The organism is Streptomyces sp. B8-7 (genome assembly GCF_058833805.1).
This window is the reverse complement of sequence record NZ_JBYRRL010000003.1, coordinates 809,980-833,152: the sequence shown is the minus strand read 5'-3', so window position 1 is coordinate 833,152 and position 23,173 is coordinate 809,980. Positions and strand designations below refer to the sequence as shown.

19 protein-coding genes are annotated in these 23,173 nt (G+C 74.1%); 10 read left to right on the top strand and 9 right to left on the bottom strand.

The window, feature by feature from the left end; genetic code table 11:
• Nucleotides 1–81 precede the first annotated feature (81 nt).
• Entirely contained in the window at nucleotides 82–300 is a 219-nt protein-coding gene (locus tag AC5K6T_RS18805; RefSeq protein WP_493210483.1) for a hypothetical protein, read from the top strand.
• A gap of 503 nt (nucleotides 301–803) precedes the next feature.
• Here AC5K6T_RS18805 and exaC read toward each other — a convergent pair.
• The 4 genes from exaC to xylB form a co-directional block, all read right to left on the bottom strand.
• Nucleotides 804–2,327: an acetaldehyde dehydrogenase ExaC gene (exaC, locus tag AC5K6T_RS18800; protein WP_493210481.1), complete on the bottom strand. Its 1,524-nt coding sequence runs from the start codon at nucleotides 2,325–2,327 to the stop codon at nucleotides 804–806.
• Nucleotides 2,328–2,543: 216 nt separating this feature from the next.
• The gene (locus AC5K6T_RS18795; protein ID WP_493210479.1) at nucleotides 2,544–3,953 is read right to left on the bottom strand and encodes a GAF domain-containing protein; all 1,410 of its coding nucleotides are present in this window, start codon (nucleotides 3,951–3,953) and stop codon (nucleotides 2,544–2,546) included.
• 1,250 nt (nucleotides 3,954–5,203) lie between these two features.
• Nucleotides 5,204–6,415: an ROK family protein gene (locus AC5K6T_RS18790; protein ID WP_493210477.1), complete on the bottom strand. Its 1,212-nt coding sequence runs from the start codon at nucleotides 6,413–6,415 to the stop codon at nucleotides 5,204–5,206.
• A gap of 259 nt (nucleotides 6,416–6,674) precedes the next feature.
• Nucleotides 6,675–8,123: a xylulokinase gene (gene xylB / locus AC5K6T_RS18785; RefSeq protein ID WP_493210476.1), complete on the bottom strand. Its 1,449-nt coding sequence runs from the start codon at nucleotides 8,121–8,123 to the stop codon at nucleotides 6,675–6,677.
• 335 nt (nucleotides 8,124–8,458) lie between these two features.
• Between xylB and xylA the strand changes: the two genes are divergently transcribed.
• Nucleotides 8,459–9,625 (top strand): xylose isomerase, encoded by a 1,167-nt coding sequence (gene xylA, locus AC5K6T_RS18780; protein WP_493210474.1) that lies wholly within the window; start codon nucleotides 8,459–8,461, stop codon nucleotides 9,623–9,625.
• A gap of 1,070 nt (nucleotides 9,626–10,695) precedes the next feature.
• The gene (locus AC5K6T_RS18775; RefSeq protein ID WP_493210472.1) at nucleotides 10,696–10,878 is read left to right on the top strand and encodes a tail-anchor membrane protein; all 183 of its coding nucleotides are present in this window, start codon (nucleotides 10,696–10,698) and stop codon (nucleotides 10,876–10,878) included.
• A gap of 4 nt (nucleotides 10,879–10,882) precedes the next feature.
• Here AC5K6T_RS18775 and AC5K6T_RS18770 read toward each other — a convergent pair whose 3' ends face one another.
• Complete coding sequence (locus tag AC5K6T_RS18770; protein ID WP_493210470.1) at nucleotides 10,883–12,268, bottom strand: tannase/feruloyl esterase family alpha/beta hydrolase; 1,386 nt, start codon at nucleotides 12,266–12,268, stop codon at nucleotides 10,883–10,885.
• Nucleotides 12,269–12,519: 251 nt separating this feature from the next.
• A complete protein-coding gene (locus AC5K6T_RS18765) occupies nucleotides 12,520–13,359 on the bottom strand; it encodes a hypothetical protein (protein ID WP_493210468.1) in 840 nt (279 codons plus the stop codon).
• Nucleotides 13,360–13,767: 408 nt separating this feature from the next.
• On the opposite strand from AC5K6T_RS18765, the gene AC5K6T_RS18760 reads away from it, so the two are divergent.
• Nucleotides 13,768–14,664, top strand: a complete 897-nt coding sequence (locus AC5K6T_RS18760) for an oxygenase MpaB family protein (RefSeq protein WP_493210466.1) — start codon at nucleotides 13,768–13,770, stop codon at nucleotides 14,662–14,664.
• Nucleotides 14,665–14,989: 325 nt separating this feature from the next.
• Here the strand turns inward: AC5K6T_RS18760 and AC5K6T_RS18755 are convergent, their stop codons facing one another.
• On the bottom strand, nucleotides 14,990–15,589 hold the full coding sequence (locus AC5K6T_RS18755) for a class I SAM-dependent methyltransferase (RefSeq protein ID WP_493210465.1): 600 nt from the start codon (nucleotides 15,587–15,589) through the stop codon (nucleotides 14,990–14,992).
• A gap of 150 nt (nucleotides 15,590–15,739) precedes the next feature.
• Between AC5K6T_RS18755 and AC5K6T_RS18750 the strand changes: the two genes are divergently transcribed.
• The 5 genes from AC5K6T_RS18750 to AC5K6T_RS18730 all read left to right on the top strand — a co-directional run bounded on the left by AC5K6T_RS18750 (nucleotide 15,740) and on the right by AC5K6T_RS18730 (nucleotide 20,874).
• Nucleotides 15,740–16,507: an MHYT domain-containing protein gene (locus AC5K6T_RS18750; protein ID WP_493210463.1), complete on the top strand. Its 768-nt coding sequence runs from the start codon at nucleotides 15,740–15,742 to the stop codon at nucleotides 16,505–16,507.
• A 59-nt stretch (nucleotides 16,508–16,566) separates the two neighbouring features.
• Nucleotides 16,567–19,152 (top strand): sensor histidine kinase, encoded by a 2,586-nt coding sequence (locus AC5K6T_RS18745; RefSeq protein WP_493210461.1) that lies wholly within the window; start codon nucleotides 16,567–16,569, stop codon nucleotides 19,150–19,152.
• On the top strand, nucleotides 19,149–19,586 hold the full coding sequence (locus AC5K6T_RS18740) for a roadblock/LC7 domain-containing protein (RefSeq protein WP_493210460.1): 438 nt from the start codon (nucleotides 19,149–19,151) through the stop codon (nucleotides 19,584–19,586). The genes AC5K6T_RS18745 and AC5K6T_RS18740 overlap by 4 nt, the downstream gene beginning before the upstream one ends.
• A gap of 21 nt (nucleotides 19,587–19,607) precedes the next feature.
• Complete coding sequence (locus AC5K6T_RS18735; protein ID WP_493210459.1) at nucleotides 19,608–20,021, top strand: DUF742 domain-containing protein; 414 nt, start codon at nucleotides 19,608–19,610, stop codon at nucleotides 20,019–20,021.
• 247 nt (nucleotides 20,022–20,268) lie between these two features.
• Nucleotides 20,269–20,874 (top strand): GTP-binding protein, encoded by a 606-nt coding sequence (locus AC5K6T_RS18730; RefSeq protein WP_493210457.1) that lies wholly within the window; start codon nucleotides 20,269–20,271, stop codon nucleotides 20,872–20,874.
• 40 nt (nucleotides 20,875–20,914) lie between these two features.
• Here the strand turns inward: AC5K6T_RS18730 and AC5K6T_RS18725 are convergent, their stop codons facing one another.
• Entirely contained in the window at nucleotides 20,915–21,343 is a 429-nt protein-coding gene (locus tag AC5K6T_RS18725) for a PPOX class F420-dependent oxidoreductase (protein WP_493210455.1), read from the bottom strand.
• Between the two features lie 94 nt (nucleotides 21,344–21,437).
• On the opposite strand from AC5K6T_RS18725, the gene AC5K6T_RS18720 reads away from it, so the two are divergent.
• Entirely contained in the window at nucleotides 21,438–21,851 is a 414-nt protein-coding gene (locus AC5K6T_RS18720; protein ID WP_493210453.1) for a roadblock/LC7 domain-containing protein, read from the top strand.
• Between the two features lie 440 nt (nucleotides 21,852–22,291).
• Here AC5K6T_RS18720 and AC5K6T_RS18715 read toward each other — a convergent pair whose 3' ends face one another.
• Entirely contained in the window at nucleotides 22,292–23,158 is an 867-nt protein-coding gene (locus tag AC5K6T_RS18715) for an acyl-CoA thioesterase (RefSeq protein ID WP_493210451.1), read from the bottom strand.
• Between the last annotated feature and the right edge of the window lie 15 nt (nucleotides 23,159–23,173).

The following is a 23,173-nucleotide window of genomic DNA, read 5'->3' as shown; positions in this document are numbered from 1 at the left end:
GGCGCCTCGCGGCGGCCGCGGCGAATTCGGGAGACAAGGATGCTCATGGGTAAGTCCCCGTCGGATTCCCCGTCCACTGGAATGCGCTGGATTCTGAGAATCGACGCCGTCACGTCGTCCGGGCCCTGGTTCGTGGTCCTGTGCCTGGTGCTTTTGGGGCTGCTGTTCACGGATTCCCCCGCCGGCTACGTCGCCGCGGGTGTTCTCTTCGTGGCCTGGCTGTGCATCGGAATCATCGGCAAGAGGCACCAGACGGCGAACGCGAAGGAACGCGGGACCCCGCCGCACCCGGAGGGGTGACACCCGGGCCGTCCGAGGGTCCGTCCCGGTGCCTTCACGGACGGGGCGGATCCCATTCGCCTTCGCGGACGGGGCGGATCCGACTCGTCCGTGTCGTGGAGACGGGCCTCCGGTGAACCACCGGCCGACGCGCCGACCGGGCCCTGCCGCGCCACGGGCACCGGTCGAACGCGGCGTCGCCGCCTGAACCGTCCGTCTCCGGACTTGTCCCCGTCCTCCCGGGGGCGGCTTCCGTCAGGCTCGGGACACTCCGGTGCCCGCAGCCGGCGCGACCACCCGGCCAGGACTCCTGGTGAGCCTACGCTCCGGTGGGTGGCGGCCTGCGGGCGGAGCGCGGGACCCGTGCACGGTCAACGTGCCGGGCTTTCCAGCCGCGGGAGAGGCGGACCGGCGGACAGGCCGGCGGATCAGGTCGGGCACCCGGCCAGGGTGCCGGTCGCCGGGCCCTGCCCCGTCCGGCGCATCACACCGGATCGTCCCCTTCCCCTAGGGCGAAACACGCCCTAGAAGAAGCCGAGCTTCTTCGGCGAGTACGACACCAGCACGTTCTTCGTCTGCTGGTAGTGCTCCAGCATCATCTTGTGGGTCTCCCGGCCGATGCCGGACTGCTTGTAGCCGCCGAACGCCGCGTGCGCCGGATAGGCGTGGTAGCAGTTGGTCCACACCCGCCCCGCCTGGATGGCACGGCCCGCCCGGTACGCCGTGTTGATGTCCCGCGTCCACACGCCCGCACCCAGGCCGTACGGCGTGTCGTTGGCGATCCCGACAGCCTCGTCGAACCCGCTGAACGACGCCACCGACACCACCGGTCCGAAGATCTCCTCCTGGAAGACCCGCATCCGGTTGTCGCCCTCGAAGATCGTCGGCTGGACGTAGAAGCCTCCCTTCAGCTCACCGTCGTACTCGACCCGCTCACCTCCCGTCAGCACCCGGGCGCCCTCCTCCCGGCCGATGGCCAGGTAGGAGAGGATCTTCTCCAACTGCTCGCCCGAGGCCTGGGCGCCGATCATCGTGTCCGTGTCCAGCGGATGCCCCGGGGTGATCAGTTCGGTGCGGGCCACCGCGGCCTCCATGAACTCCCCGTACCTCCCGCCCTGCACCAGCGCCCGCGAGGGACACGTGCACACCTCGCCCTGGTTCAGGGCGAACATGGTGAAGCCCTCCAGCGCCTTGTCGCGGAAGTCGTCGTCCACCGACCACACGTCGTCGAAGAAGATGTTCGGCGACTTGCCGCCCAGCTCCAGGGTGACCGGCTTGATGTTCTCCGAGGCGTACTGCATGATCAGCCGGCCCGTCGAGGTCTCCCCGGTGAAGGCCACCTTCGCCACCCGCGCACTGGACGCCAGCGGCTTGCCGGCCTCCTCGCCGAACCCGTTGACGACGTTCACCACGCCCGGCGGCAGCAGGTCCGCCACCAGACCCAGCCAGTAGTGGATCGAGGCCGGGGTCTGCTCGGCCGGCTTGAGGACGACCGCATTGCCCGCCGCCAGCGCCGGCGCCAGCTTCCACGCCGCCATCAGCAACGGGAAGTTCCACGGGATGATCTGCGCCACCACACCCAGCGGCTCGTGGAAGTGGTAGGCCACCGTGTCGTCGTCGACCTCGCTCAGCGACCCCTCCTGCGCGCGGATCGCCCCCGCGAAGTAGCGGAAGTGGTCGATGGCCAGCGGGATGTCCGCGGCCAGTGTCTCCCGCACCGGCTTGCCGTTCTCCCAGCTCTCCGCCACCGCGAGCGACTCGAGGTGTCCCTCCATCCGGTCCGCGATCCGCAGCAGGATCTCGGCGCGCTCCGCCGCGGAGGTGCGCCCCCAGCCCGGAGCCGCCGCGTGCGCCGCGTCCAGCGCCAGCTCCACGTCCTCCGCCGTGCCCCGCGCGATCTCCGTGAACGGCTGCCCGTTCACCGGAGACGGGTTCTCGAAGTACCGGCCCCGCACCGGCGGCACGTACTGCCCGCCGATGAAGTGGTCGTACCGCGCCTGGTACGACACGATCGCGCCGTCACTGCCGGGTGCCGCGTAACGCGTCATCTTCCCTCGCCTCCCGGTGCACCGCCGCCCGCCGTTGGACGGCCTCGGGGGGAGGCTAGGGAGGCCGAGGTTGCACGGAGGTTGCACACGAGGTGAGCGGGCCGGGGCGCACGCGGCCGGGCGCCCGGGGCCGAACGCACGGACAGCGGCCCCGGCCCGGCCCCGGACTCCGCCCCTGCGGCCGCTCCGTCTCCGGCTCCCCTCCGGTGCCGCCCGCTAGGGAGGTGCGCCCGGCTCCGCTGGGGCGGCGGACCCACGTGGCGGACCGGCCGGCCCGCGGGGCCCGCCGGGCGCGGGAGCGCGGGTGCGGCCGCCGGAGCGGGGGGCCGGGCCGAGGACCCCGTGCCGGGCGGCACCCGGCGCGGTGGGGACCGGGCCCTCCAGTTCGGCCTCCAGCGCGGCGAGCCGGGCCCGCACCGCCCCCGACGGACGCAGAGCGGCCAGCGCCCGCCACACCTCCAGGTCCTCCTCGCCCCAGGACGCGTACGCCCAGTCCGCCAGCAGGTCCGGGTCCCCGCGTTCGATGAGCGCCGCGCGCATCCCGTCGGCGAGCAGGCGCCGCAGCCGCACCACCGCCGGAGCCCGGGATCCGGGCAGCAGGGGACCGGTGTACCCCGTCGCGGCAGCGGTGACCGCCCCGGCCGCCAGCCGCCGTTCCACCACCCCCAGGTCCGACTCCACCGGCAGCGCCAGCCGGTACGGGCGCGAAACCAGCAGCCCCGGGCCCAGCACCCCGCGCAGCCGGGCCAGTTCGGCCCGCAGGGTCACCGGCGTCACCGACTCGTCCTCGTACAGCGCGCACAGCACCTCGTCCCCGGTCAGCCCCTCCGGATGACAGGCCAGCAACACCGCTATCTCGCTGTGCCGCCGGCCCAGCCGGACGACACGGCCCCCGCGGCGCAGCCGGGCCTCGTCCCGGCCGAGCACCCTCAGCTCCAGCACATCGGCCTCCGCCGCGGGCGGATCCGGGGCCAGCAGCGCGAGCTGGGACTCGGCCGCCCGCGCGACCGCCTTCACGAAGCCGAGGCTGTGCGGATGCGCGAGCTCGTTCCCGCCGGTGATGTCCACCGCGCCCAGCACCTGCCCGGTACGCGGATCGTGCACCGGCGCCGCCGCACAGGTCCACGGCTGGACCCGCCGTGCGAAGTGCTCCGCCGCGAACACCTGCACCGGCCGGTCCACGGCCACCGCCGTGCCCGGCGCGTTCGTGCCCATCGCGCTCTCCGCCCAGCGCGCACCCGGTACGAAGTTCATCCGGCCCGCCTTGCGGCGCGTCGTCGGATGCCCCTCCACCCACAGCAGCCGGCCCTGTGCGTCGCAGACCGCGACCAGGTGCTCTCCGTCCACCGCGAACGTGCCCATCAGCTCCCGGAACAGGGGCATCACCCGCGCCAGCGGATGCTCCGCCCGGTAGGTGCCCAGCGCACCCTCTGTCAGCTCCACGCTCGCCGTGCCGTCCGGCCCGACCCCGGCCCGTGCCGAGCGCCGCCACGACTGCGCCACCACGGACCGCACCGGCCGCGGTACCCGGCCCGCCTCCGTGAACGTCTGGTACGCCCGGCGCAGCGCCCGCGCGTGTTCGACGGGGTCCGTCCCCGGCTCCAGGGCAACCCAGGGATCCGCCAACTCGGCCTCCCGGAAAGCGACGTGATGCGGACATCGTCACTCCGGGTGTCTGCGCCGACAACCGTTTCGACGCGGCTCACTCCGCCGGTGACTCGACTTCCAGCCGGTATGTCCGGTTGCGGCGAGTCAGGTGGCTTCCGGGTGGGGGACGCGATGTCCGCAGCGCCATGCCACGTGTGTGGCTGATGCACTCCGTGCCACGGGTGAGCCGGTCGGGTCGCGGCCGGGCGGGAGAGCCCGTGCCGGCGGCCCGCCAGGGGGCGGCGGTGTGAGCTGGTGCGGGTGTCAGGTCAGGCCGTCGGCCCAGGTGGGCCCGCGTCGGTCCGGGTGGGCCCGCGTCGGCCCGCTTTGGACGAGTCGCAGGTACCGCGCCCGGTCCCAGTGAGCTCCCGGGCGGGGAGGGGGCCGCGCCGGGAGGGGCCCGGGGTGCGGATGGCGGCCGCGCCCTGTACGCGGGCGCCGCGGCCTGAGCCGTGCCGTCCCGGGAACCGGCCCTCCGCGGCACGGGAGCAGCGGCCGGGCCGAGGGCGGTGGTGGGAGTGTCGGGCAGGTCCATGGAGGTACGGCTCCGTTCTGCGGCAGACCGCGGTGGGCGGGCGTGCGAGGTGCGTGAGGGGTGGGAGGTGCCCGACCGGTGCCTCATATGGCAGTCGGTCCACGGGCGCCTCGTGTGAATCACCGTACGGCGAGTAACCGTTCGGCCCGTCGAACCGGCCGGCTTCCGTGGACGACGGCGCCGATGTGGACAACTCGCTCACCCGGAAGGGTGACCCCGCCGCATCCGGTTGCCGACGGTCCGCCCCGCACCCGCCCTCGGACGACGGCATCCCACGCCGCACGACTCCGCACCGCTCTCCCGCCCGTCCGGTGAGCGCAGCAGCCCGGCGGGGGACCGCACCGGGACGGGTGAGCGGCCTCGGACGCCGCCTCGCACGGCCGGCCGGACCGCCGGGGCGTGCCTCGAAAGTCCCGCCCGGCCCCCGGCCCCCGGCCCCGGCCCCCGGCCCCGGCCCCCGGCCCCGGCCCCCGGCCCCCGGCCCCCGGCCCCCGGCCCCCGGCCTCCGGCCCCCGGCGCCGGCCCGGCACCTCGCCGCGTTCGTTGTCAGGACCGGCCGCGTACGCGCGTCACGCGAAGCCCCTCCGCCTTGCGGTGCCCCCGTCAGGGCATCAAGGGCGTGGGAGGTACCCCCGCCACCGGACGCCGCGGGCCTCCGCCCTCCGGGCGGACGACGCCACCTTCGGTACACGCCCTACCGCCGGGCGACCCCCGCCGGATCGTCGAGAACCCCCCGCACCACCCAGTGCGCCGCGCCCAGCAGGGGCCCCTCGCGACCCAGCTCCGAGACCGACACCGGGCAGGCCGGGCCGGCCGTGCGGTCCGCCAACTCCGCCTCCAGCGTCGGGAGCAGCCAAGGCGCGAGCGCGGCCAGCGCCCCACCGAGCACCACACTCCGCGGGTCGAGCAGGTTGACGGCCCCGGTCAGGGCGATGCCGAGCGCCTCGCCCGCGTCGCGCAGCGCACGGCGCACGGCGGCATCACCGGACGTGGCCCTCTCCGCCAACTGGCCGATGCCGTCCTCGTGCGGCTCCAGCCCGGCCGCGCGCAGCACGGCTTCCTCGCCGGCGTACTGCTCCAGGCAGCCCCGCCCGCCGCAGGTGCACTCCGGACCGTCCGGGCGCACCGGCACATGTCCCAGCTCGCCGGCGAAGCCGCGCGTTCCGCGCAACAGCCGGCCGTCCACGACCACCGCCGCGCCGATGCCGATCTCCGCCGAGACGTGCAGGAAGTCGCCTGGCGTGTCCGTGCCCAGCCACAGCTCGGCGAGGCCGCCGAAGTGGGCCTCGTTGTCCACGGTCAGCGGGTACTCCCGCGGCAGCAGCGTGCCGAGGTCGACGTCCCGCCAGCCCAGGTTCGGGGCCCGGACGACGGTACGGGCGTCACGGGCCACCAGCCCGGGAACGGCGACGGCGAGGCCCGCGGGCCACAGACCCGCTTCGTCCGCCTCGGCGATCACCTCCCGGGCCAGCGCGCTGAGTTCCGCGACGACGGGCTCGGGGGAGCGGCCGCGGTTGGTGCCGTGCCGCACCGCCCGGGCGCGCACCCGCCCGCGCAGGTCGACCGCACACGCCGCAAGGTGGTCCACGCCGATCTCCGCCCCGATCCCGGCGGGGCCGTGCCCGCTGACCGCGAGGGCGGAACCGGGCCGCCCCACCCGCCCCGGCCGCCCGGCGCGCTCCGGGCCGAGTTCCTCGAGCAGACCGGCCCGGATCAGCTCGTCCACGAGCGTCGACACCGCCGCCCGGGTCAGCCCGATGCGCGAGGCGACCGCCGCCCGCGACAGCTGCCCCTCCTCGCTCACCGTGTGCATCACCCGCGCGAGGTTGCGCCGGCGCATGCCCTGCTGAGTGTCGGCCAGTGCGCGCCCCGGACCGCCGGGCCGTGCTGTCTGTGGTGCGGTCATGCCTCCGTCAGTCCTCCAGTCCTCGGTTCCCGTCGTCGACTCACCTGCCCTGTGTGTGTCTGTGCCTGTCTTTGTGTCTGTGCCTGTGCCTGCCCCCGAGCCTGGTCGAGTCCCCGTACGGGCGGTGTCCGGGGACGGACTCCACGGGCGGCGTACGCGCCCCTCGTCCGGCGCCCGTGCCGCTGCCCGGTCGAAGCGTCCGTCCCGGGTTCCGTCCCGGTCTCCGTCCCTGCGTTCGGCGTCCCGGCGGCCGGGCGCCTCACCCGGCGGTGCCGGCTTCCCGTTCGAGCAGCGGGGCCGCATCGGAGAGTACCCCGGTGATCCGGTCCAGGGTTCCTTCGTCCCGCTCCACCGCCTCCAGTACGGGCCCCTCTGCCGTGTTCCAGCGGCGCGCGACGGCGGCCGCGTCCTCACCGGTGAGGACGCCGGCAGCCTGGGCGGCCGCACCCAGCGCGACCAGCTCGCGGGCCGAGGGCACCTGGACGGGCCGCCCCGACAGCCGGCGCACGGTGTCCTGCCAGGCCGTTCCGCGGGCACCGCCGCCGATGAGGAGCAGGGGCGTCGAGCGGTCGGCGTCCTGGTCGAGCACCAGGTCGAGAGCGCCCAGCAGGGCGTGCACGGCACCGTCGTAGGCGGCTTGGAGGAGCTGGCCCCCGGTGGTGTCGTGGCGCAGCCCGTGCAGCAGTCCGGAAGCGTCCGGCAGGTCCGGGGTCCGCTCGCCGTCCAGATACGGCAGGAAGGTGACGTCCGAGCCGGGTTCGACGGCCTCGCGGTCCAGGCCGAGCAGCGCGGCGACCCGGTCGACGGCGAGGGTGCAGTTCAGGGTGCAGGCCAGCGGCAGCCAGTCGCCGCGGGCGTCGGCGAAGCCCGCCACCGTGCCGCCGGGGTCGGCCGGGCGGTGCGCGGACACGGCGTACACCGTCCCGGACGTGCCGAGGCTCAGGACGGGCACCCCCGGGCGCAGTCCCAGCCCGAGCGCCGCGGCCGCGTTGTCGCCGGTGCCCGGCGCGACCAGGGTCCCCTTGGAGAAGGGCAGCCCGTGGCCGTCGCGCACGGTGCCGACCACCTCACCGGGCCGGGCCACTCGCGGCAGCAGCAGCGGGTCCAGCCCCACGTGCCGCAGGACTTCGGCGTCGTACGACTCCGACGCCGAGTTCCACCATCCCGTGCCGGACGCGTCAGCGCGGTCGGTGGTCGCTCCGCCGGTCAGACGCTCGGTGAGGTAGTCGTGCGGCAGCCGCACGGCCCTGGTCGCGCGGACCGAGTCCGGCTCGTGCGCGGTCAGCCACGCCCACTTCGTGACCGTGAACGAGGCCGCGGGCACGCTTCCGGTTCGCTCGGCCCAGGCCGCGGGACCGCCCAGTTCCCCCACCAGCCGGCGGGCCTGGGGCGCGGAGCGCACGTCGTTCCACAGCAGGGCGGGGCGCACCGGTTCGCCGTGCTCGTCCAGGGTGACGAGACCGTGCTGCTGGCCGCCGACGGAGACGGCGGCCGCCTCGTGGGCGGCGTCGCCGCACTGGCGCAGCGCCTCACCGAGGGCGTCCCACCACTGGCGGGGGTCGCTCTCCCGGGCCGGCCCGGCGGAGACGGCGTGCGGTGCCTGTCCGCTCGCCACGATCCGGCCGGTCGATGCGTCGACCACCAGCGCCTTCGTGGACTGCGTGGACGTGTCCACGCCGACGACGAGCGGACCCTCGGCTGCTGACATCGGACTCTCCCTCTCGGTACGGCTCTGCGGCGTCCGGCCTGCCGCTCTTCGATTGTTTCCCGGGCGGTGCCCGCAGGCCCGCGTTCGTCCCGGGCCGGGGGTGCGGGGGGCCTGCGGCTCCGGGGCCCGGTCTCAGGACGCCTGCGGGAGCCCGGGCCCAGGAAGGGCCCAGGAAGGGCCCGCGGAGCCTCGCTCGCGAGGTGCGGTGACGGTCCGGGTGTGGTCCGTCCGCCGCAGCCTGCCGTGTCTCCCGCCTTCTTCCCCGTGGCGCGTCGGCATACTAGTTTGTAAAGTGCCATGACGAAATAGGCCGAGTGAGAACGAGGAGCCGTGGCATGAGCTATCAGCCCACCCCCGAGGACAGATTCACCTTCGGCCTGTGGACCGTCGGCTGGCAGGGGCGGGACCCCTTCGGCGACGCCACGCGGCGTGGTCTCGACCCGGTCGACACGGTGCTGCGCCTCGCCGAGCTGGGTGCCTACGGGGTGACCTTCCACGACGACGACCTCATCCCCGCCGGGGCCTCCACCGGCGAGCGCGAGGCCTGCGTCAAGCGATTCCGCCAGGCGCTCGACGCGACCGGCCTGACCGTGCCGATGGCCACCACCAACCTCTTCACCCACCCCGTCTTCAAGGACGGCGCCTTCACCGCGAACGACCGCGACGTACGCCGCTACGCCCTGCGCAAGACCCTGCGCAACATCGACCTGGCCGCCGAGCTCGGTGCCGGGGTCTACGTCGCCTGGGGCGGCCGTGAGGGCGCCGAGTCCGGCGCGGCCAAGGACGTCCGCGCGGCACTGGACCGGATGAAGGAGGCCTTCGACCTTCTGGGCGAGTACGTCACCTCCCAGGGCTACGACCTGCGCTTCGCCATCGAACCGAAGCCGAACGAGCCGCGCGGTGACATCCTCCTGCCGACCGTGGGCCACGCCCTGGCGTTCATCGAGCGCCTGGAGCGGCCGGAGCTGTACGGCGTCAACCCCGAGGTCGGTCACGAACAGATGGCCGGGCTGAACTTCCCGCACGGCATCGCCCAGGCCCTGTGGGCGGGCAAGCTCTTCCACATCGACCTCAACGGGCAGTCCGGCATCAAGTACGACCAGGACCTCCGGTTCGGCGCCGGCGACCTGCGCGCCGCGTTCTGGCTCGTCGACCTGCTCGAAACCGCCGGCTACACCGGGCCCCGGCACTTCGACTTCAAGCCGCCGCGCACCGAGGACCTCGACGGGGTCTGGGCCTCCGCGGCGGGCTGTATGCGCAACTACCTGATCCTCAAGGAGCGTGCGGCGGCCTTCCGGGCCGATCCCGAGGTCCGGGAGGCCCTGCGCACCTCCCGTCTCGACGAACTGGCCCGGCCCACCGCCGCGGACGGCCTCCAGGGACTTCTCACCGACCCCGCGGCCTTCGAGGAGTTCGACGTGGAGGCGGCCGGTGCCCGCGGGATGGCCTTCGAACGGCTCGACCAACTCGCCATGGATCACCTGCTGGGTGCCCGGCACTGAGGATCATCCGCCGCCCTGCCCGGCCGAGCACCGCCGGCCCCCGCGCGGGGTGCCGTGGTTCGGGTCTCCCCGGGTGGGCGGCGCGGCGGGCGCCGGGGCGTGGGGGAGGCGTGACGCCCGTGTGATACCTCGGTTTCGGCTCCCGCACGCGGGTCGCCTTCCGGCGTGCCCGCCGCGATGGTTGTCGGTATGGTCACGCCGCCCGAACCGCCCCGTCCTCCGGACGACTCCACCCCACGCGCGCGTGGTGCCTTCGGACCGCCGCCCGGCGGAACCGGCAGCCGGGGCGGCGGCCACGGGCCGCCCGGGCCCCGCCGCCTTCCTCTTCTCGTCAGTCTGCTGGTCTTCGCGGCCGCTACCGGCGCCGTGGCCGCCGTCGTCATCGCGGGCACGCCGGGCGAAGATCCCGCCGGCCCCGAGGACCGGGCGCCCGGTGCGCCGGGCGCGCCGCTCACGAGCGCTTCGGCACGCCCCTCGGCCGCGCCGTCGTACGCGCTTCCGACGGGGGTCCCCACCTGGGGGTCGACGCGGATGCCGACGCGGATCCCGACAGGGATCCCGACCGGTCTGCCCGGCAGTTCGCCCGGGGGGCTTCCGGCCCGGCCGGCGGGGTCGGCCGGGTGGCCGCGGCCGCCGGCGCCCTCGGTCCCGGCAACAGGCGTCCCCGGTCACTCTCCCGGCGGGCTGGGGCCGGTGATCCCGTCATGGGCCGACGACCTGCTGTCATAGGTCCGGTGATCGCTGCCCACCGCCCGGAACCGGGCAGCCCCGCCCGGAACGGGGCAGCCCCGCCGGCACGTGAGGCCGGGTACGACGGGGGACGGGAGGCAGTCTCCTACGGGAGGCCACCTCTGACGCCCGGCCGCCCCCGCCCCGCCGGGTGGGTGCGCGGTCACTCCGTGTGAGGAGATCCTTACCGGGTCGGCACGATCGAGGGCGCCCGGGCGGGTATCAGGGTGGAGTAGGGGCCTTTTCTCAGGGACGTCTCAGGGTCAGCCTCCGGAACTCCGGCAGAAGCTGGGACCGTTCTCACAGCAGACAACCGCAGTGCCCGCCAAGGAGGCGACACCATGTCGAACAACGCGAAGATCGCCGTGGGAGGCGTGGCGGTCGGGCTCATCCTGCTGATCTGGCTGCCCTGGTGGGCCGCGCTGCTGATCGTGCTGGGTGTCCCGGCCGCCGCGTACCTCGCGCTCGACCCGGCACAGCGGCGCCGCCTGCGCCGCGTGACCCGCAAAGAGATCGGCCGCTGACGCGCTACCGCCCGCGCGCGGCGCCGTCGTCCAGGGCGCACGAGTCGACCACGTCACCGCTTGCCGGCCTCGTCACGATGTGATCGGCAGGCGGAGGCGTTCCCCGCTCCACCCACGCCACCAGCGCGTCGAACGCTGCGCGATAGCAGGGCAGGATCGGCCGCAGCCGGCCGGGATAGGTGTCGTACAGACCGTCGACGTGCGTGCCGTCCTGGACCGTGTAGTAGCGGTGCAGAGAGCCCCGTCCGCGCCGGTCGACCATACGGGCGTACACGTCGGAGTCCGCCGCCTTCGGCAGCAGCGCGTCCATATCGCCGTGCAGCGTGATCATCGGCCGCCCGATGCGCCCGCTGAGGGCGACCCGGGCCACCGCGCGCCGTACCGAAGCGGGCCGCGCGGCGTAGTCGTAGAAGGCGTCCGAGGCGCAGGGCGCCAGGATCTCCTCCAGCGTGTCCCCCGCGGACGGCCCGGGACACTCCCGGTCGTACGCCGGGTCGAACTCGGCACGGTAGATCTTCTGCGTCACACCCCAGTAGGCCTTCTCGTGATAGGGCCACAGGAACTCCGAGCCGCGTGCGAACCCCGCCGCGTAGAGATCCTCGTCCCGGGCGGATCCCGCCGACCACGCCACCGCGGCCGGCAGGACGGTGAACAGACTCGGCCCGCGCGCCGTCCACAGGGTTCCCTCCCAGTCGACGCCGCCGTCGTACAACTCCGGATGGTTCTCCAACTGCCAGCGAGTGAGGTAGCCGCCGTTGGAGACGCCGGTCATGTACGTGCGGCGTGGGGCACGCCCGTAGCGCTGCGCCACCACACGCCGGGCCGCGCGCGTCAACTGGGTGGTGCGCTCGTTCCACTCGGCGACCGCGTCCCCCGGGCGCACCCCGTCGCGGTAGAAATCCGTCCCGCTGTTGCCCTTGTCGGTCGCGGCATAGGCGTACCCGAGAGCCAGCACCCGATCCGAGATGGCCCGGTCCGTCGCGTACTGCCTGCGAGTGCCCGGAGCCCCCGTGACGACGAGACCGCCGTTCCAGCGCTCCGGCAGCCGGATCACGAACTGCGCGTCATGCCGCCACCCGTGCGTGGTGTTGAAGCCGGACGTGTCCGGGAAATAGCCGTCCACCTGGACCCCCGGAATCCCCGACGGCCCGTGTGTGTTCTTCGCCGTCAGCCCCGCCTGGTCGGCCATGTCGGTGTACGGCGTACCGGCGAGGCCGGTCGTCGTCAGGTCGGCCAGGCATGCGGCCCGCTGGAACTCCGCCCCCGGCACGTGCACCCGCTCCCGGCGCGCACAGCCCTGATCAGTCACCGCCCCGGCGGCGGGAGCGGGCCCGGTGACGGTCACCGCAAGCAGCGCGGCGACCAGCGGGACACCTCGGGACAGACGCATGGCAGACCTCCGGAGCGGCTACGGCTGGTCCACACGGCGAATCAGCCGCGGGCAGCCCCATCGTGCAGCCGCGCCCCACCCCCAGCCACAGGCTCGCACCACACCTCAGCGCACCCCTACGTAGAGCCGCAACACACGGCATCAACCCCGAGCCGCACACACCACGCAGACAGCCCTTGCGGAGGACCGGAGCCGGAAGACGCCCCGGACACCGGGGAATCGTGGCCCGAATCCCACAAACGGGTCCCGCGTCAGTTGGGGCGTACCGCCAGTCTGTCCAGTGCCTCCAGCAGCCCCGGCAACTCCGGGCCCCTGCCCACCGGAAGTACCTCTCCCGGCGCCTCGTCGAGCAGCACGAACGCGATGTCGTCGGTCCTGGCCACCAGCGACCAGCCGGGACCGTCCGCGCGCAGCGTCCGCGCGTCGCCGGGCGCGAAGGAGGACCGGACACGGCCGAGTGGTGGGGGCGAGTCCACGTACGCCCGTGCTTCGGCGAGCACTCTCCGCACACCGCTGTGACCGCCGGGCTTCCGCCCCGTGCCGCCACCGGCCTCCGTGTCCGCCCGACCGGACGCCGTACCCGCCGCGGCGAATGCGTCGTCGTCGATCTGCTCCCGCCACACCGACCACTGCAGAGCGACCTCGTCCGCTCCCATGCGGCGCTGCGCCGGACCCCAGACGCCGGCGTCCGGCGGGGCCAGCGCGGTGATGTCCACCAGCTCCGGGTCGGGATCATGAGGCGCCGGAACTCCGGGTGCCGCCACGGCGACCGCGAGCGGCCAGCCGGGCAGCGCGGCCACGACCGTGTGCTCCGCCGGCGACAGGTCGTACTCCATGCCGCAGTCCCAGGAGGCGATGGCCACCGCCGCCAGAGAGACGTCGTCGGTGGCGATGGTCCACCGGGCCCCCTCGCCGTCCTGGCCGAGTACGAGGCCGTACCCGTCGGCCAGCGGCGCCAGCCCCAGCGCCGCACAGGCCTCCGGATAGTCGTCGCCCAGCACGCTCGGGAACTGCGCGGGCGTCAGCAGCACCGCCGTGAGCACGAACAGCTCATCCTCGGCGGCGACGGCCTCTTCGTCCGTCCCGGCCATGACAGCCTCCCCATGGTTCGTCCGATCGCGCGCACCCTAGTGCGAGCCGCACTCCCTTGTCACGACCACCGAGTGCACCCGGAGCTGCGGTTTCCCGGCGCGCCGGGACGAAACGCCCACAGCCCGGGACGTTCCCGCGAGCCACCGCCGGACCCGCCGGCCCTGCTGGCCTCCGATACGGCGACCAGGCCGACCACCCCGGACAGCCACCCGCCCGGCACCCTCGCAACCCACCGCCCCGGGCGCCGCACACCGTCCGGAGGTCTGGCATCCCCTCTACCGCCACGGCCACCGCCACCCCTACGGCCACCCTTACTCCTTCACCTCCTCCGGCAGACCCCGGTGATCGTCCACCCGCTGCCGCTCGACGTAGAGTCGGAGCTTCGACGGCTGAAGGGGGACGGCGCGGTGAAGCGCTACGAGAGGCTCGGACAGATCCGGCAGATGGACCCGTACGGGCAGGCGACCGAGATCTACCTGCTCAGTTCGGCCTGCGAGTTCCCGTGGGACTACACGCGGGCCCTGGAACTCGCGCTGTACCGCACGTACGCCGTTCCCTCCATCGGACGGCTGCTGGCCGACACCGCGGAGCTGACCGACCGCACCCAGAAGCGCTACGACGACACCTCGCTGCTCCTCGACGCCGTCGTGGAGCACGGTTTCGGCAGCACGCAGGGCCGTACCGCCATCCGCCGCATCAACCAGATGCACCGCAGCTACGACATCAGCAACGACGACATGCGGTACGTCCTCAGCACGTTCATCGTGATGCCCAGGCGATGGATCGACGCCTACGGCTGGCGCCGGCTGTCACGGCACGAGACGGTGGCCGCAACCGTCCACTTCCGCACTCTGGGACGGCACATGGGCATCAAGGACATGCCGGAGACCTACGAGGAGTTCGCGGACCTCCTCGACACCTACGAGGCCGCCCACTTCGCATGGGACGAGAAGGGGCGCCGGGTCTCCGACGCCACGCTCGGCCTGATGACCTCCTGGTATCCGCGTGTCCTCACCCCCTTGCTGCGGACGGCCACGCTCGCGCTGCTCGACGACCCGCTGCTGCGGGCCTTCCGCTACGCGCCTCCCTCTCCCGCCGCGCGCACGCTCGTGCGCCGGGCGGTACGGCTGCGCGGGCGGGCCGTCCGGCTGATGCCCCCGCGTCGCGCGCCCCACCACGCGCGACAGAACTGGGAGATCAAGGGCTATCCCGACGGCTATGAAGTGAACGAACTGGGGACGCGGCCGGTTCCCGGTGTGCGCGGCTGCCCTGTGCGGCATCTGGACACCTCCGCTTCCGACTGAGCCGGACAAGCCGCCCGGCCGCACGTGCCCGGCGGCGCGTGCCCGGCGTGGGGCCGCAGCGATGCCCGCCCGTTCGCCCCGCACCGGCCTCCGGGACCCGGCATCCGGGTTCCGGGCCCGTCATCCCGCGTCATCCCGCGTCATCCCGCGTCATCCCGCGTCCGGGCCCGGCATCCCGCGTCCGGGCGCGACGTCGGGCGGCCCGGCACCCGATCGCGACGCCTGCGCGCCGCACCGGGTGCCGCGCACGCGGCGTCGCAGGCCGCACCGTCCCAGCGGAGGCTGCCTCAGCGGCCGGGTTGTTCCACACCCCGCCCGCCCGGGCTCAGCCCTCGCGCACCGCCAGTGCGAGGAAGCGGGCGTCCTCATCGACGTACGACGTCAGGTGCCAGCCCGAACGTGCCAGCAGCGGGCCGAGAACGGACTCGGCCCGCAGGTCGTCCGAGGTGATCCGCCGCCCCTGACGTGCGGCCAGGGCGGCTCGCCCGAGCGGGTGAAACAGGGCCAGGGTGCCGCCGGAGCGCACCACACGCCCCAACTCCCTCAGACCGACCTCCGGTTCCGTGAGGTGGGAGATCAGGCCCGCGCCGAACACGGCGTCGAAGGAAGCCGAACGAAGCGGCAGCGCGGCGACGTCCGCCTGGACGAGGGACGCCGCACGGCGCCGTCCGGCCAGGGCGGCCGACCGCAGCATGGCCCCGGTGAGGTCCACGCCCACCACAACGCCCGAGGGGCCCACGGCCGCGCGCAGTGGGGCCAGCGCCCGGCCGGTGCCGCAGCCGGCGTCGAGCACCTGGTCCCCGGCCCGCAGCCCCAGCTCGGTGACGGCGGCCGCGTAGGCCGGGCCGTCGTCGGGAAAGCGGGCGTCCCAGTCAGCTGCGCGCGCCGTGAAGAACGCCTGGACGCGCGTACGGTCTTCGCTCATGCCTCGCATGATCCCCTACGGGAGGGGCAACAACTCGCGCGCAGGTCCGTACGAGACGCGATCGTTCCACGACCTCTCCGTGTCACATTGCGGCAGCTTTCGAAATGCGCCCCCTGTGTGACTCCGTGCCCCGGCTAGCGTCCCTGGGCCATGGGACACATGGACCACGCCGCGTTCGGCTGGCTGACCCCGGTGCTGTCGTACGTGATGGCCTGCACCGGCGCCGCACTCGGACTGCGCTGCACCGTACGCGCCCTCGGCGCCACCGGGCGCTCGCGCCGCAACTGGCTCTTGACGGCAGCCTCGGCCATCGCTACCGGCATCTGGACGATGCACTTCGTGGCCATGCTCGGCTTCGCCGTCCACGGCACCGAGATCCGCTACGACGTGCCGCTGACCGTCCTCAGTCTGCTCGTCGCCATGGCCGTCGTCTCCGCCGGTGTCTTCGTCGTCGGCCACGTCCGCGACCGGGGCCGGGCGCTCGTGATCGGAGGGTTCACCACCGGTCTGGGCGTGGCCAGCATGCACTACCTGGGCATGGCGGCGGTACGCCTGCACGGTGAGACGACCTACGACCCCGTGCGGGTCGCGCTGTCGGTCCTGATCGCCGTGGTCGCGGCCACCGCCGCCCTGTGGGCGGCCCTGAACATCAGATCGCCGGCCGCGGTCGCGGTCGCCTCCCTCGTGATGGGCGCGGCGGTCAGCAGCATGCACTACACGGCCATGTTCGCGGTGAGTGTGCACGTCACGCCCTCCGGTGAGGAACTGCCCGGGGCGACGGCGATGCAGTTCATCTTCCCCCTCGCCGTCGGCCTCGGGTCGTACCTGTTCCTGACCTCGGCCTTCGTCGCCCTGTCACCGGCCGCGGGACGGTACGGGGCGGTGGCCGCCCCGCGGCCGGCGGAGCTCGCCCGGTGAGCGCGCCGGACGCGCGCCCCCACGACACGCCCCTGACCCGCCGTCCGAACGAGGAGGCCATGTCCCCAACTGCCCCACCCTCCCCGCCGTCCCCTCCCCGCCGCACCCTCGCGGAAGGCACCGGGCCGCCGCCTCCCACACCCCCGCGCGGCCGCCGGGCCCACGCCGGACCCGCCGCCGACGAAGGACCCGACGAGCCCGCGGGGGACACTCCGGAGGGCACGCCCCCACCCGCGCGTCGACTGCGCATACGCCCCCGCACCGTGCGCGCCAGGGTCATCAGCCTGCTGATGGTGCCGGTGGTGTCTCTGCTGGCGCTGTGGGGCCACGCCACCGTGACCACCGCCCAGGACGTGTCCCGGCTGCGGCAGTTGCAACGGGTGGACGCGGAGATCCGCACCCCCCTCACCACGGCCGTCGCCGCTCTCCAGGCCGAACGCGCCGCGGCGGTGCGCCAGGCGTCCGCCCCGTCCGCGACCCGCGCCACCGAACTCGACCGGCTCGCCCGGACCACCGAGCGCACGGTGCGGGCACTGCGTCTCGGTTCCGGCCACACGGTCGCGGACGGCCAGGACCTGCCCGACGCCGTGGGACGGCGCCTGGAGGAGTTCGTCAGCGGAACGGAGCGGCTGGGCGCGCTCCGCGCCGGGCTCGCCGACGGAGAGGTCGACTGGCGCGGCGCCTACGAGCACTACACCCGCAGTATCGCGACCGCCTTCACCGTGGGCGGAGCCCTCAGCGGAATCCAGGACTCCGGACCCGGCTCCGACGCTCGCGTGCGGCTCGAGTTCTCCCTCGCGGGCGAGGCACTGGCCCGCGAGGCCGTACTGATGGACGGCGCGCGCCCGGCCGGGGAACTCTCCGGCGAGCGGCTGCGCCTGTTCACCGGCGCCGTGCACACGCGCCGCACCCTCGTCGAGTCCGCAGCGCCCGACCTGCGCGGCCCCGCGCGCACCGCGTGGCGGGAGCTTGCCGACGATGACGCCTACACCGCGCTGGTCGCTCTGGAGGACGGCGCCCTGCGTGCAGCGCCGGGCAGCGCAGCCCTCGCGGCGGCCCCACAGGAGGCGTGGACCAGCGCCCACGCGCGCGTGCTGAGCGGTGTGCGGGCCATCGAGCGGGCGCCGGCCCGCGACGTCGCCGGCCGCGCGGGCCCCTTCGCCCGCGGACTGCTCACCCCGGCCGGGGCTGCCGTCCTCCTCGGCCTCGCCGCCGTCGCAGCCTCCCTGGTCATCTCGGTCCGCATCGGACGAGGCCTCGTCCTCGACCTGGTCGGCCTGCGCGACGGCGCCCTGGAGGTCGCCCGCCGCAGACTCCCCGACGCCATGCGCCGGCTGCGCGCGGGCGAGGAGATCGACATCCGAGCCGAGGCTCCGGCCGGGCCGCGCGCCGAGGACGAGACCGGCCAGGTCGCCGAAGCCCTGGGCACCGTCCACCGGGCGGCCCTGCACGCGGCCGTGGAGCGCGCCGAGCTCGCCGGGGGTGTCGCCGGGGTGTTCGTGAACCTCGCCCGCCGCAGCCAGGTCCTCGTCCACCGCCAGCTGAGCCTGCTCGACGCCATGGAGCGCAGGGCCGAGGACCCGAACGAGCTGAGCGACCTGTTCCGGCTGGACCACCTCACCACCCGCACGCGCCGCCATGCCGAGAACCTCATCATCCTCTCCGGCTCGGCACCCGGGCGGGCCTGGCGTGCACCGGTCCCGCTCACCGACGTGATCCGCGCGGCGGTCTCCGAGATCGAGGACTACGCGCGTGTGGAGGTGCGCCGGCTGCCGGAGGTCCTCCTGGCCGGGGCCGCCGTCGCCGATCTCACCCATCTGCTCGCCGAGATCGTCGAGAACGCCGCGCAGTTCTCGCCGCCCCACACGCGCGTACGGATCACCGGTGAGCCCGTCGGCAACGGCTACGCCGTCGAGGTCGAGGACCGGGGCCTGGGCATGGGCCGGGAGACCCTCGCCGAGGCCAACCGGCGGATCGCGAGGCCCGAGGATCTCGACCTGTTCGACAGCGACCGGCTGGGCCTGTTCGTGGTGAGCCGGCTCGCGGCGCGACAGGGCGTCAAGGTCCATCTGAGGCCCTCACCCTACGGAGGCACCACGGCGGTCGTCCTGCTGCCCGTCGCACTGCTGCAGAACGGTGCGGCGGAACGTTCCGCCGGTGAGGTGACCGGCCTCGCGCGCCCCGCCGGAGCCGGGTACGCACGCGTACCCGCGGCGTGCCCGCCCGAACGGGCGGCGCCGGGGACCAGGGACCTGCCCGCTCCCCTCGCCCCGGGGACCCCGGTACCGGTCGGGACCGCCCCGTCCGAGAGGCCCCGGCCCGAGGCCGCGCCGCCCGACACCACACCACCAGGAGTGACGGCCCTGCACCCGCACCGCATACCGGACGAGCCCGAACCCGCGGCCGGCCTGCCGCGCCGGGTCCGCCAGGCCTCCCTGGCACCCCAGCTTCGCGCGGCACCCCGCGACGAGGCCGCCCCGGCCTCCGGTCCGGACGCCGACGACCACCGCACACCCGAACTCGTACGGGCCCGCATGGCCGCCTACCGCGCCGGCTGGGTCCGGGGCGGCGGCGGACAGCCCGGCCGCGCCACGGCCCCCGCCGACCGTCCGGCCGGTGGCCGCAGAGAAGGAGATCCCACATGACGCAGGACCCCGGCACGACGGCCCGGCAGCGGCCGGGTGAACTGGACTGGCTCCTGGACGACCTGGTACTGCGTGTACGCGAGGTCCGGCACGCCGTGGTGCTCTCCGGCGACGGACTCGCCGTCGGTGCCTCCAGCGGCCTGGGCCGCGAGGACGCCGAACACCTCGCCGCGGTCTCCTCGGGGTTCCACAGCCTCGCCAAGGGGACCGGCCGGCACTTCGGCGCCGGAGGGGTGCGCCAGACGATGGTGGAGATGGACGACGGCTTCCTCTTCGTGGCCGCCGCGGGCGACGGCTCCTGTCTGGCCCTGCTGACCGCCGCCACCGCGGACATCGGACTGGTGGCCTACGAGATGGCGCGACTCGTCCGGCGCGTCGGCGAGCACCTCCGCACGCCCCCGCGTGCGACCGCACAGCCGCCCGCCGCGGGCTGACACGAGAAGGCGGTCCCGACCATGACCGATGCCGCGCAGGACGCCCCCGGCCCGCCGGGCGGACAGTGGTACGACCAGGAGGCGGGCCCCCTCGTCCGCCCGTACGCCGTGACGGGCGGACGGACCCGGCCCGGGCCCGCCGGCGTACGTCTCGACCTGATCGCCCTCGTCACCCACGGCCCGGAGGCGCCGGCCGCCGGGGACGACATCATGCTCGGGCCGGAGCACCGGGCTCTGCTGGACCTGTGCCGCACGGACACGCAGTCCGTCGCGGAGCTCGCGGCGGGCGCCGACCTCGCCGTCGGTGTGGTGCGCGTGCTCCTCGGCGACCTCCTGGAACTCGGCTCCGTCACCGTCAGACGTCCGGTGCCGCCCGCGCAGCTCCCCGACGAACGGGTTCTGCGCGAGGTCATCGCGGGCCTGCGGGCCCTGTAGCGGACCGCGGACGGGAGCCGCGGACCGCCACAAGGACACCGGCCGCGGCCGCCCCGCGAACCGACCACGTATCGAACGGGTCCGAGGTGGTCACATCACTCCATATTCCGTCCAATCCCCCGAAGAGGGGCCATTCTTGTCATCATGCTGACTTCGTACATCCGCTCCGCATCCGCGCGTCCGTCCGCCCGGGCGCGCCGGTCCCCGCACGCCGCCCGCATTCCGCAACTCCTGAGAGAAGTGATCCATGGCCCACGACCACTCCTGCGCTCCCGGCGACGAGTCGGCCCCGCTGGCCCTGAAGATCCTGGTCGCCGGCGGATTCGGCGCAGGCAAGACCACCCTGGTCGGCGCGGTCAGCGAGATCAGGCCGCTGCGCACCGAGGAACCGCTCAGCCAGGCCGGCCGGTCGGTGGACGACACCGACGGCGTGGACCGGAAGACCACCACCACGGTCGCCATGGACTTCGGCCGGATCACGATCCGCTCCGGGCTGTCCCTCTATCTGTTCGGCACTCCCGGGCAGGACCGCTTCTGGTTCCTGTGGGACGAACTCTCCCAGGGCGCACTGGGCGCGGTCGTCCTCGCCGACACCCGGCGGCTGGAGGACTCCTTCCCTGCGGTGGACTACTTCGAGCACCGGCACATCCCGTTCGTCGTGGCCGTCAACTGCTTCTCCGGCGCCCGCGCGCACGCCGCCGACGACGTCTCACACGCCCTGGACCTCGACCCGGGCACACCCGTCGTCCTGTGCGACGCACGGGACAGGGAGTCCGGGAAGGACGTGCTGATCCGCCTCGTCGAGCACGCCGGGCGGATGCACACGGCCCGGCTGCTCGAATCCGTGGGCTGACCGCACGACCGGTCTCACGGCAGGGGTGAGAGCCCCCGCCTCAGTCGGCCACCGCCCTCTGCGCGACGACCCTGTCGACCGCCACGCGGACGAGCAGTTCCCCGGGGACCCCGTTGCGCGCGCCGAACTCCTCGGCGCGGTCCTCGCCCATGTACCGGGCCGCGATGCGGGCGGCCCAGCGACGCAACTCCGCGGGGTCCTCCGAGACCCGGGCCCGCCCCTGGAGCACCACGAAGTCGAACGGCGGCCGGTCGTCGTCCACACACACGGCGACCCGGCCGTCCCGCACCAGATTGCGGCCCTTGACGGTGTCCTTGCCCGTGTTGAACACCAGGTCGTCCCCGTCCAGCAGGAACCAGACCGGCGTCACATGCGGGCTGCCGTCGGCGCGGACGGTGGACAGCTTGCCGGTGCGGGTGCCGTACGAGACGAACTCCCGCCATTCCCCGTCGGTCATCTTGTGTGCCATGTCCCCATCCTCCTTGCCCGGCGGCCCGCCGGTGGGGAAGGCTGGCGGAGAGTTCCTCCGGGGAGGGGGAGTCGTCACACGGGGAGACCGGAACATGGCGCAGAACCACGGACTGGACTGGCTGCTGGACGATCTGACCGAGCGGGTCGACGCGGTACGGCACGCGCTGGTGCTGTCCACCGACGGCCTCGTCACCGCGGCGAGCACCGGGCTGCGCCGCGAGGACGCCGAGCACCTCGCCGCCGTCGCATCCGGGCTGCACAGCCTGGCCAGGGGATCCGGACGCCACTTCGGCGCGGGACAGGTCCGCCAGACGATGGTCGAGTTCGACGAGGCGGTGCTGTTCGTCACCGCCGCGGGCACCGGCAGCTGCCTGTGCGTCCTGAGCGACGCCGAGGCCGACATCGGCCGGATCGGCTACGAGATGACCCTGCTCGTCAACCGGGTCGGGGAGCACCTCGCAGTGGATGTCCGAGAGTCCGCCCGGGGGCCACACTTAGAGCCTTGACCTGCGTTCTCTCCTCTCCCGCGGAGTTATCCACAGGGGTCCCGCGAGAGCGGCCGCAGCGGCTACCGTCTTCGTACGGCCACGCACACCGCGTGAGCCACCGACTCCACGGGGGAGACCGCTCATGTCCGGCGACACCGTCACAGGTTCCGAACACTCTTCCCGCACGCCCGGCCACGCCGCCGGCCCGCCCGGCCGGGCCACCCGCGAACTGGGTTCCGGGCGCGACGAGTTCCGTCCCGCGGTCCGACCCGGGCGGATCCACACCGTGCCCGACGAGGGCGGAGGAGGCCTTCGGAAGGCCGTACCGCCCGGACGCCGGCGCCCACCGGGTGCGCGGACGGCACCGGCGGTCCGCACCGGTGTGCCGGCGCGGCCGCGTGCGCGCGGGCCGGCGTCCACCACCGGGGCCGTCCGCGGCCCCGCCCCAGGACGCGGGCCTACAGCGCCCTGAACAACCCCTCCTGGACGACCGAGACGAGCAGGCGGCCGTCGAGGTCGTAGATCCTGCCTCGGGCGAGACCGCGCCCGCCCGTGGCGACCGGCGACTCCTGGTCGTACAGAAACCACTCGTCGGCGCGGAACGGCCGGTGGAACCACATGGCGTGGTCCAGCGACGCCATGTCGAAACCGCGCGGGCCCCACAGCGGTTCGACCGGGATCCGCACGGCGTCCAGCAGCGTCATGTCGCTGGCGTAGGTCAGCGCGCAGGTGTGCACGAGCGGGTCGTCGCCCAGCGGACCGACCGCGCGCATCCACACCGCGCTGCGCGGTTCGGCACCCGCGATCTCCTCCTCGGTCCACCGCAGCCGGTCCGCATAGCGGATGTCGAACGGCTGCCGTCGCGCCATCCGCTCCAACTGCTCCGGCAGCGTGCCCAGATGCTCCCGGATCTCGTCCGCGACCGTCGGCAGCGCCTCAGGTCCCGGCACCTGGCGGGCGGGCGGCAGCTGGTGCTCGAAACTCCCCTTTTCCGGTTTGTGAAAGGAGGCGGTGAGATTGAAGATCGTGCGGCCCTGCTGCACGGCCGTGACCCGCCGCGTCGTGAACGACCGTCCGTCCCGTACCCGTTCGACCTGGTACACGATCGGCACGCCCGGCCGCCCCGGCCGGAGGAAGTACGCGTGCAGCGAGTGCACGGGGCGGTCGCCCTCGGTGGTCCGCCCGGCGGCCACCAGCGCCTGGCCCGCCACCTGCCCGCCGAAAACCCGCTGGAGGGACTCGTCGGGGCTGCGGCCGCGGAAGATGTCGACCTCGATCTGCTCCAGGTCGAGCAGGTCCACGAGTCGCTCGGCAGGGTTCGTCACGGGCGGGTTCCTCCA

Coding starts and splice junctions, on each gene's coding strand:
- AC5K6T_RS18805 (WP_493210483.1), top strand. CDS start 82: ATGCGCTGGATTCTGAGAATCGACGCCGTCACGTCGTCCGGGCCCTGG.
- exaC (WP_493210481.1), bottom strand. CDS start 2,327: ATGACGCGTTACGCGGCACCCGGCAGTGACGGCGCGATCGTGTCGTAC.
- AC5K6T_RS18790 (WP_493210477.1), bottom strand. CDS start 6,415: ATGACCGCACCACAGACAGCACGGCCCGGCGGTCCGGGGCGCGCACTG.
- xylB (WP_493210476.1), bottom strand. CDS start 8,123: ATGTCAGCAGCCGAGGGTCCGCTCGTCGTCGGCGTGGACACGTCCACG.
- xylA (WP_493210474.1), top strand. CDS start 8,459: ATGAGCTATCAGCCCACCCCCGAGGACAGATTCACCTTCGGCCTGTGG.
- AC5K6T_RS18775 (WP_493210472.1), top strand. CDS start 10,696: ATGTCGAACAACGCGAAGATCGCCGTGGGAGGCGTGGCGGTCGGGCTC.
- AC5K6T_RS18770 (WP_493210470.1), bottom strand. CDS start 12,268: ATGCGTCTGTCCCGAGGTGTCCCGCTGGTCGCCGCGCTGCTTGCGGTG.
- AC5K6T_RS18765 (WP_493210468.1), bottom strand. CDS start 13,359: ATGGCCGGGACGGACGAAGAGGCCGTCGCCGCCGAGGATGAGCTGTTC.
- AC5K6T_RS18755 (WP_493210465.1), bottom strand. CDS start 15,589: ATGAGCGAAGACCGTACGCGCGTCCAGGCGTTCTTCACGGCGCGCGCA.
- AC5K6T_RS18750 (WP_493210463.1), top strand. CDS start 15,740: ATGGGACACATGGACCACGCCGCGTTCGGCTGGCTGACCCCGGTGCTG.
- AC5K6T_RS18745 (WP_493210461.1), top strand. CDS start 16,567: ATGTCCCCAACTGCCCCACCCTCCCCGCCGTCCCCTCCCCGCCGCACC.
- AC5K6T_RS18740 (WP_493210460.1), top strand. CDS start 19,149: ATGACGCAGGACCCCGGCACGACGGCCCGGCAGCGGCCGGGTGAACTG.
- AC5K6T_RS18735 (WP_493210459.1), top strand. CDS start 19,608: ATGACCGATGCCGCGCAGGACGCCCCCGGCCCGCCGGGCGGACAGTGG.
- AC5K6T_RS18730 (WP_493210457.1), top strand. CDS start 20,269: ATGGCCCACGACCACTCCTGCGCTCCCGGCGACGAGTCGGCCCCGCTG.
- AC5K6T_RS18725 (WP_493210455.1), bottom strand. CDS start 21,343: ATGGCACACAAGATGACCGACGGGGAATGGCGGGAGTTCGTCTCGTAC.
- AC5K6T_RS18720 (WP_493210453.1), top strand. CDS start 21,438: ATGGCGCAGAACCACGGACTGGACTGGCTGCTGGACGATCTGACCGAG.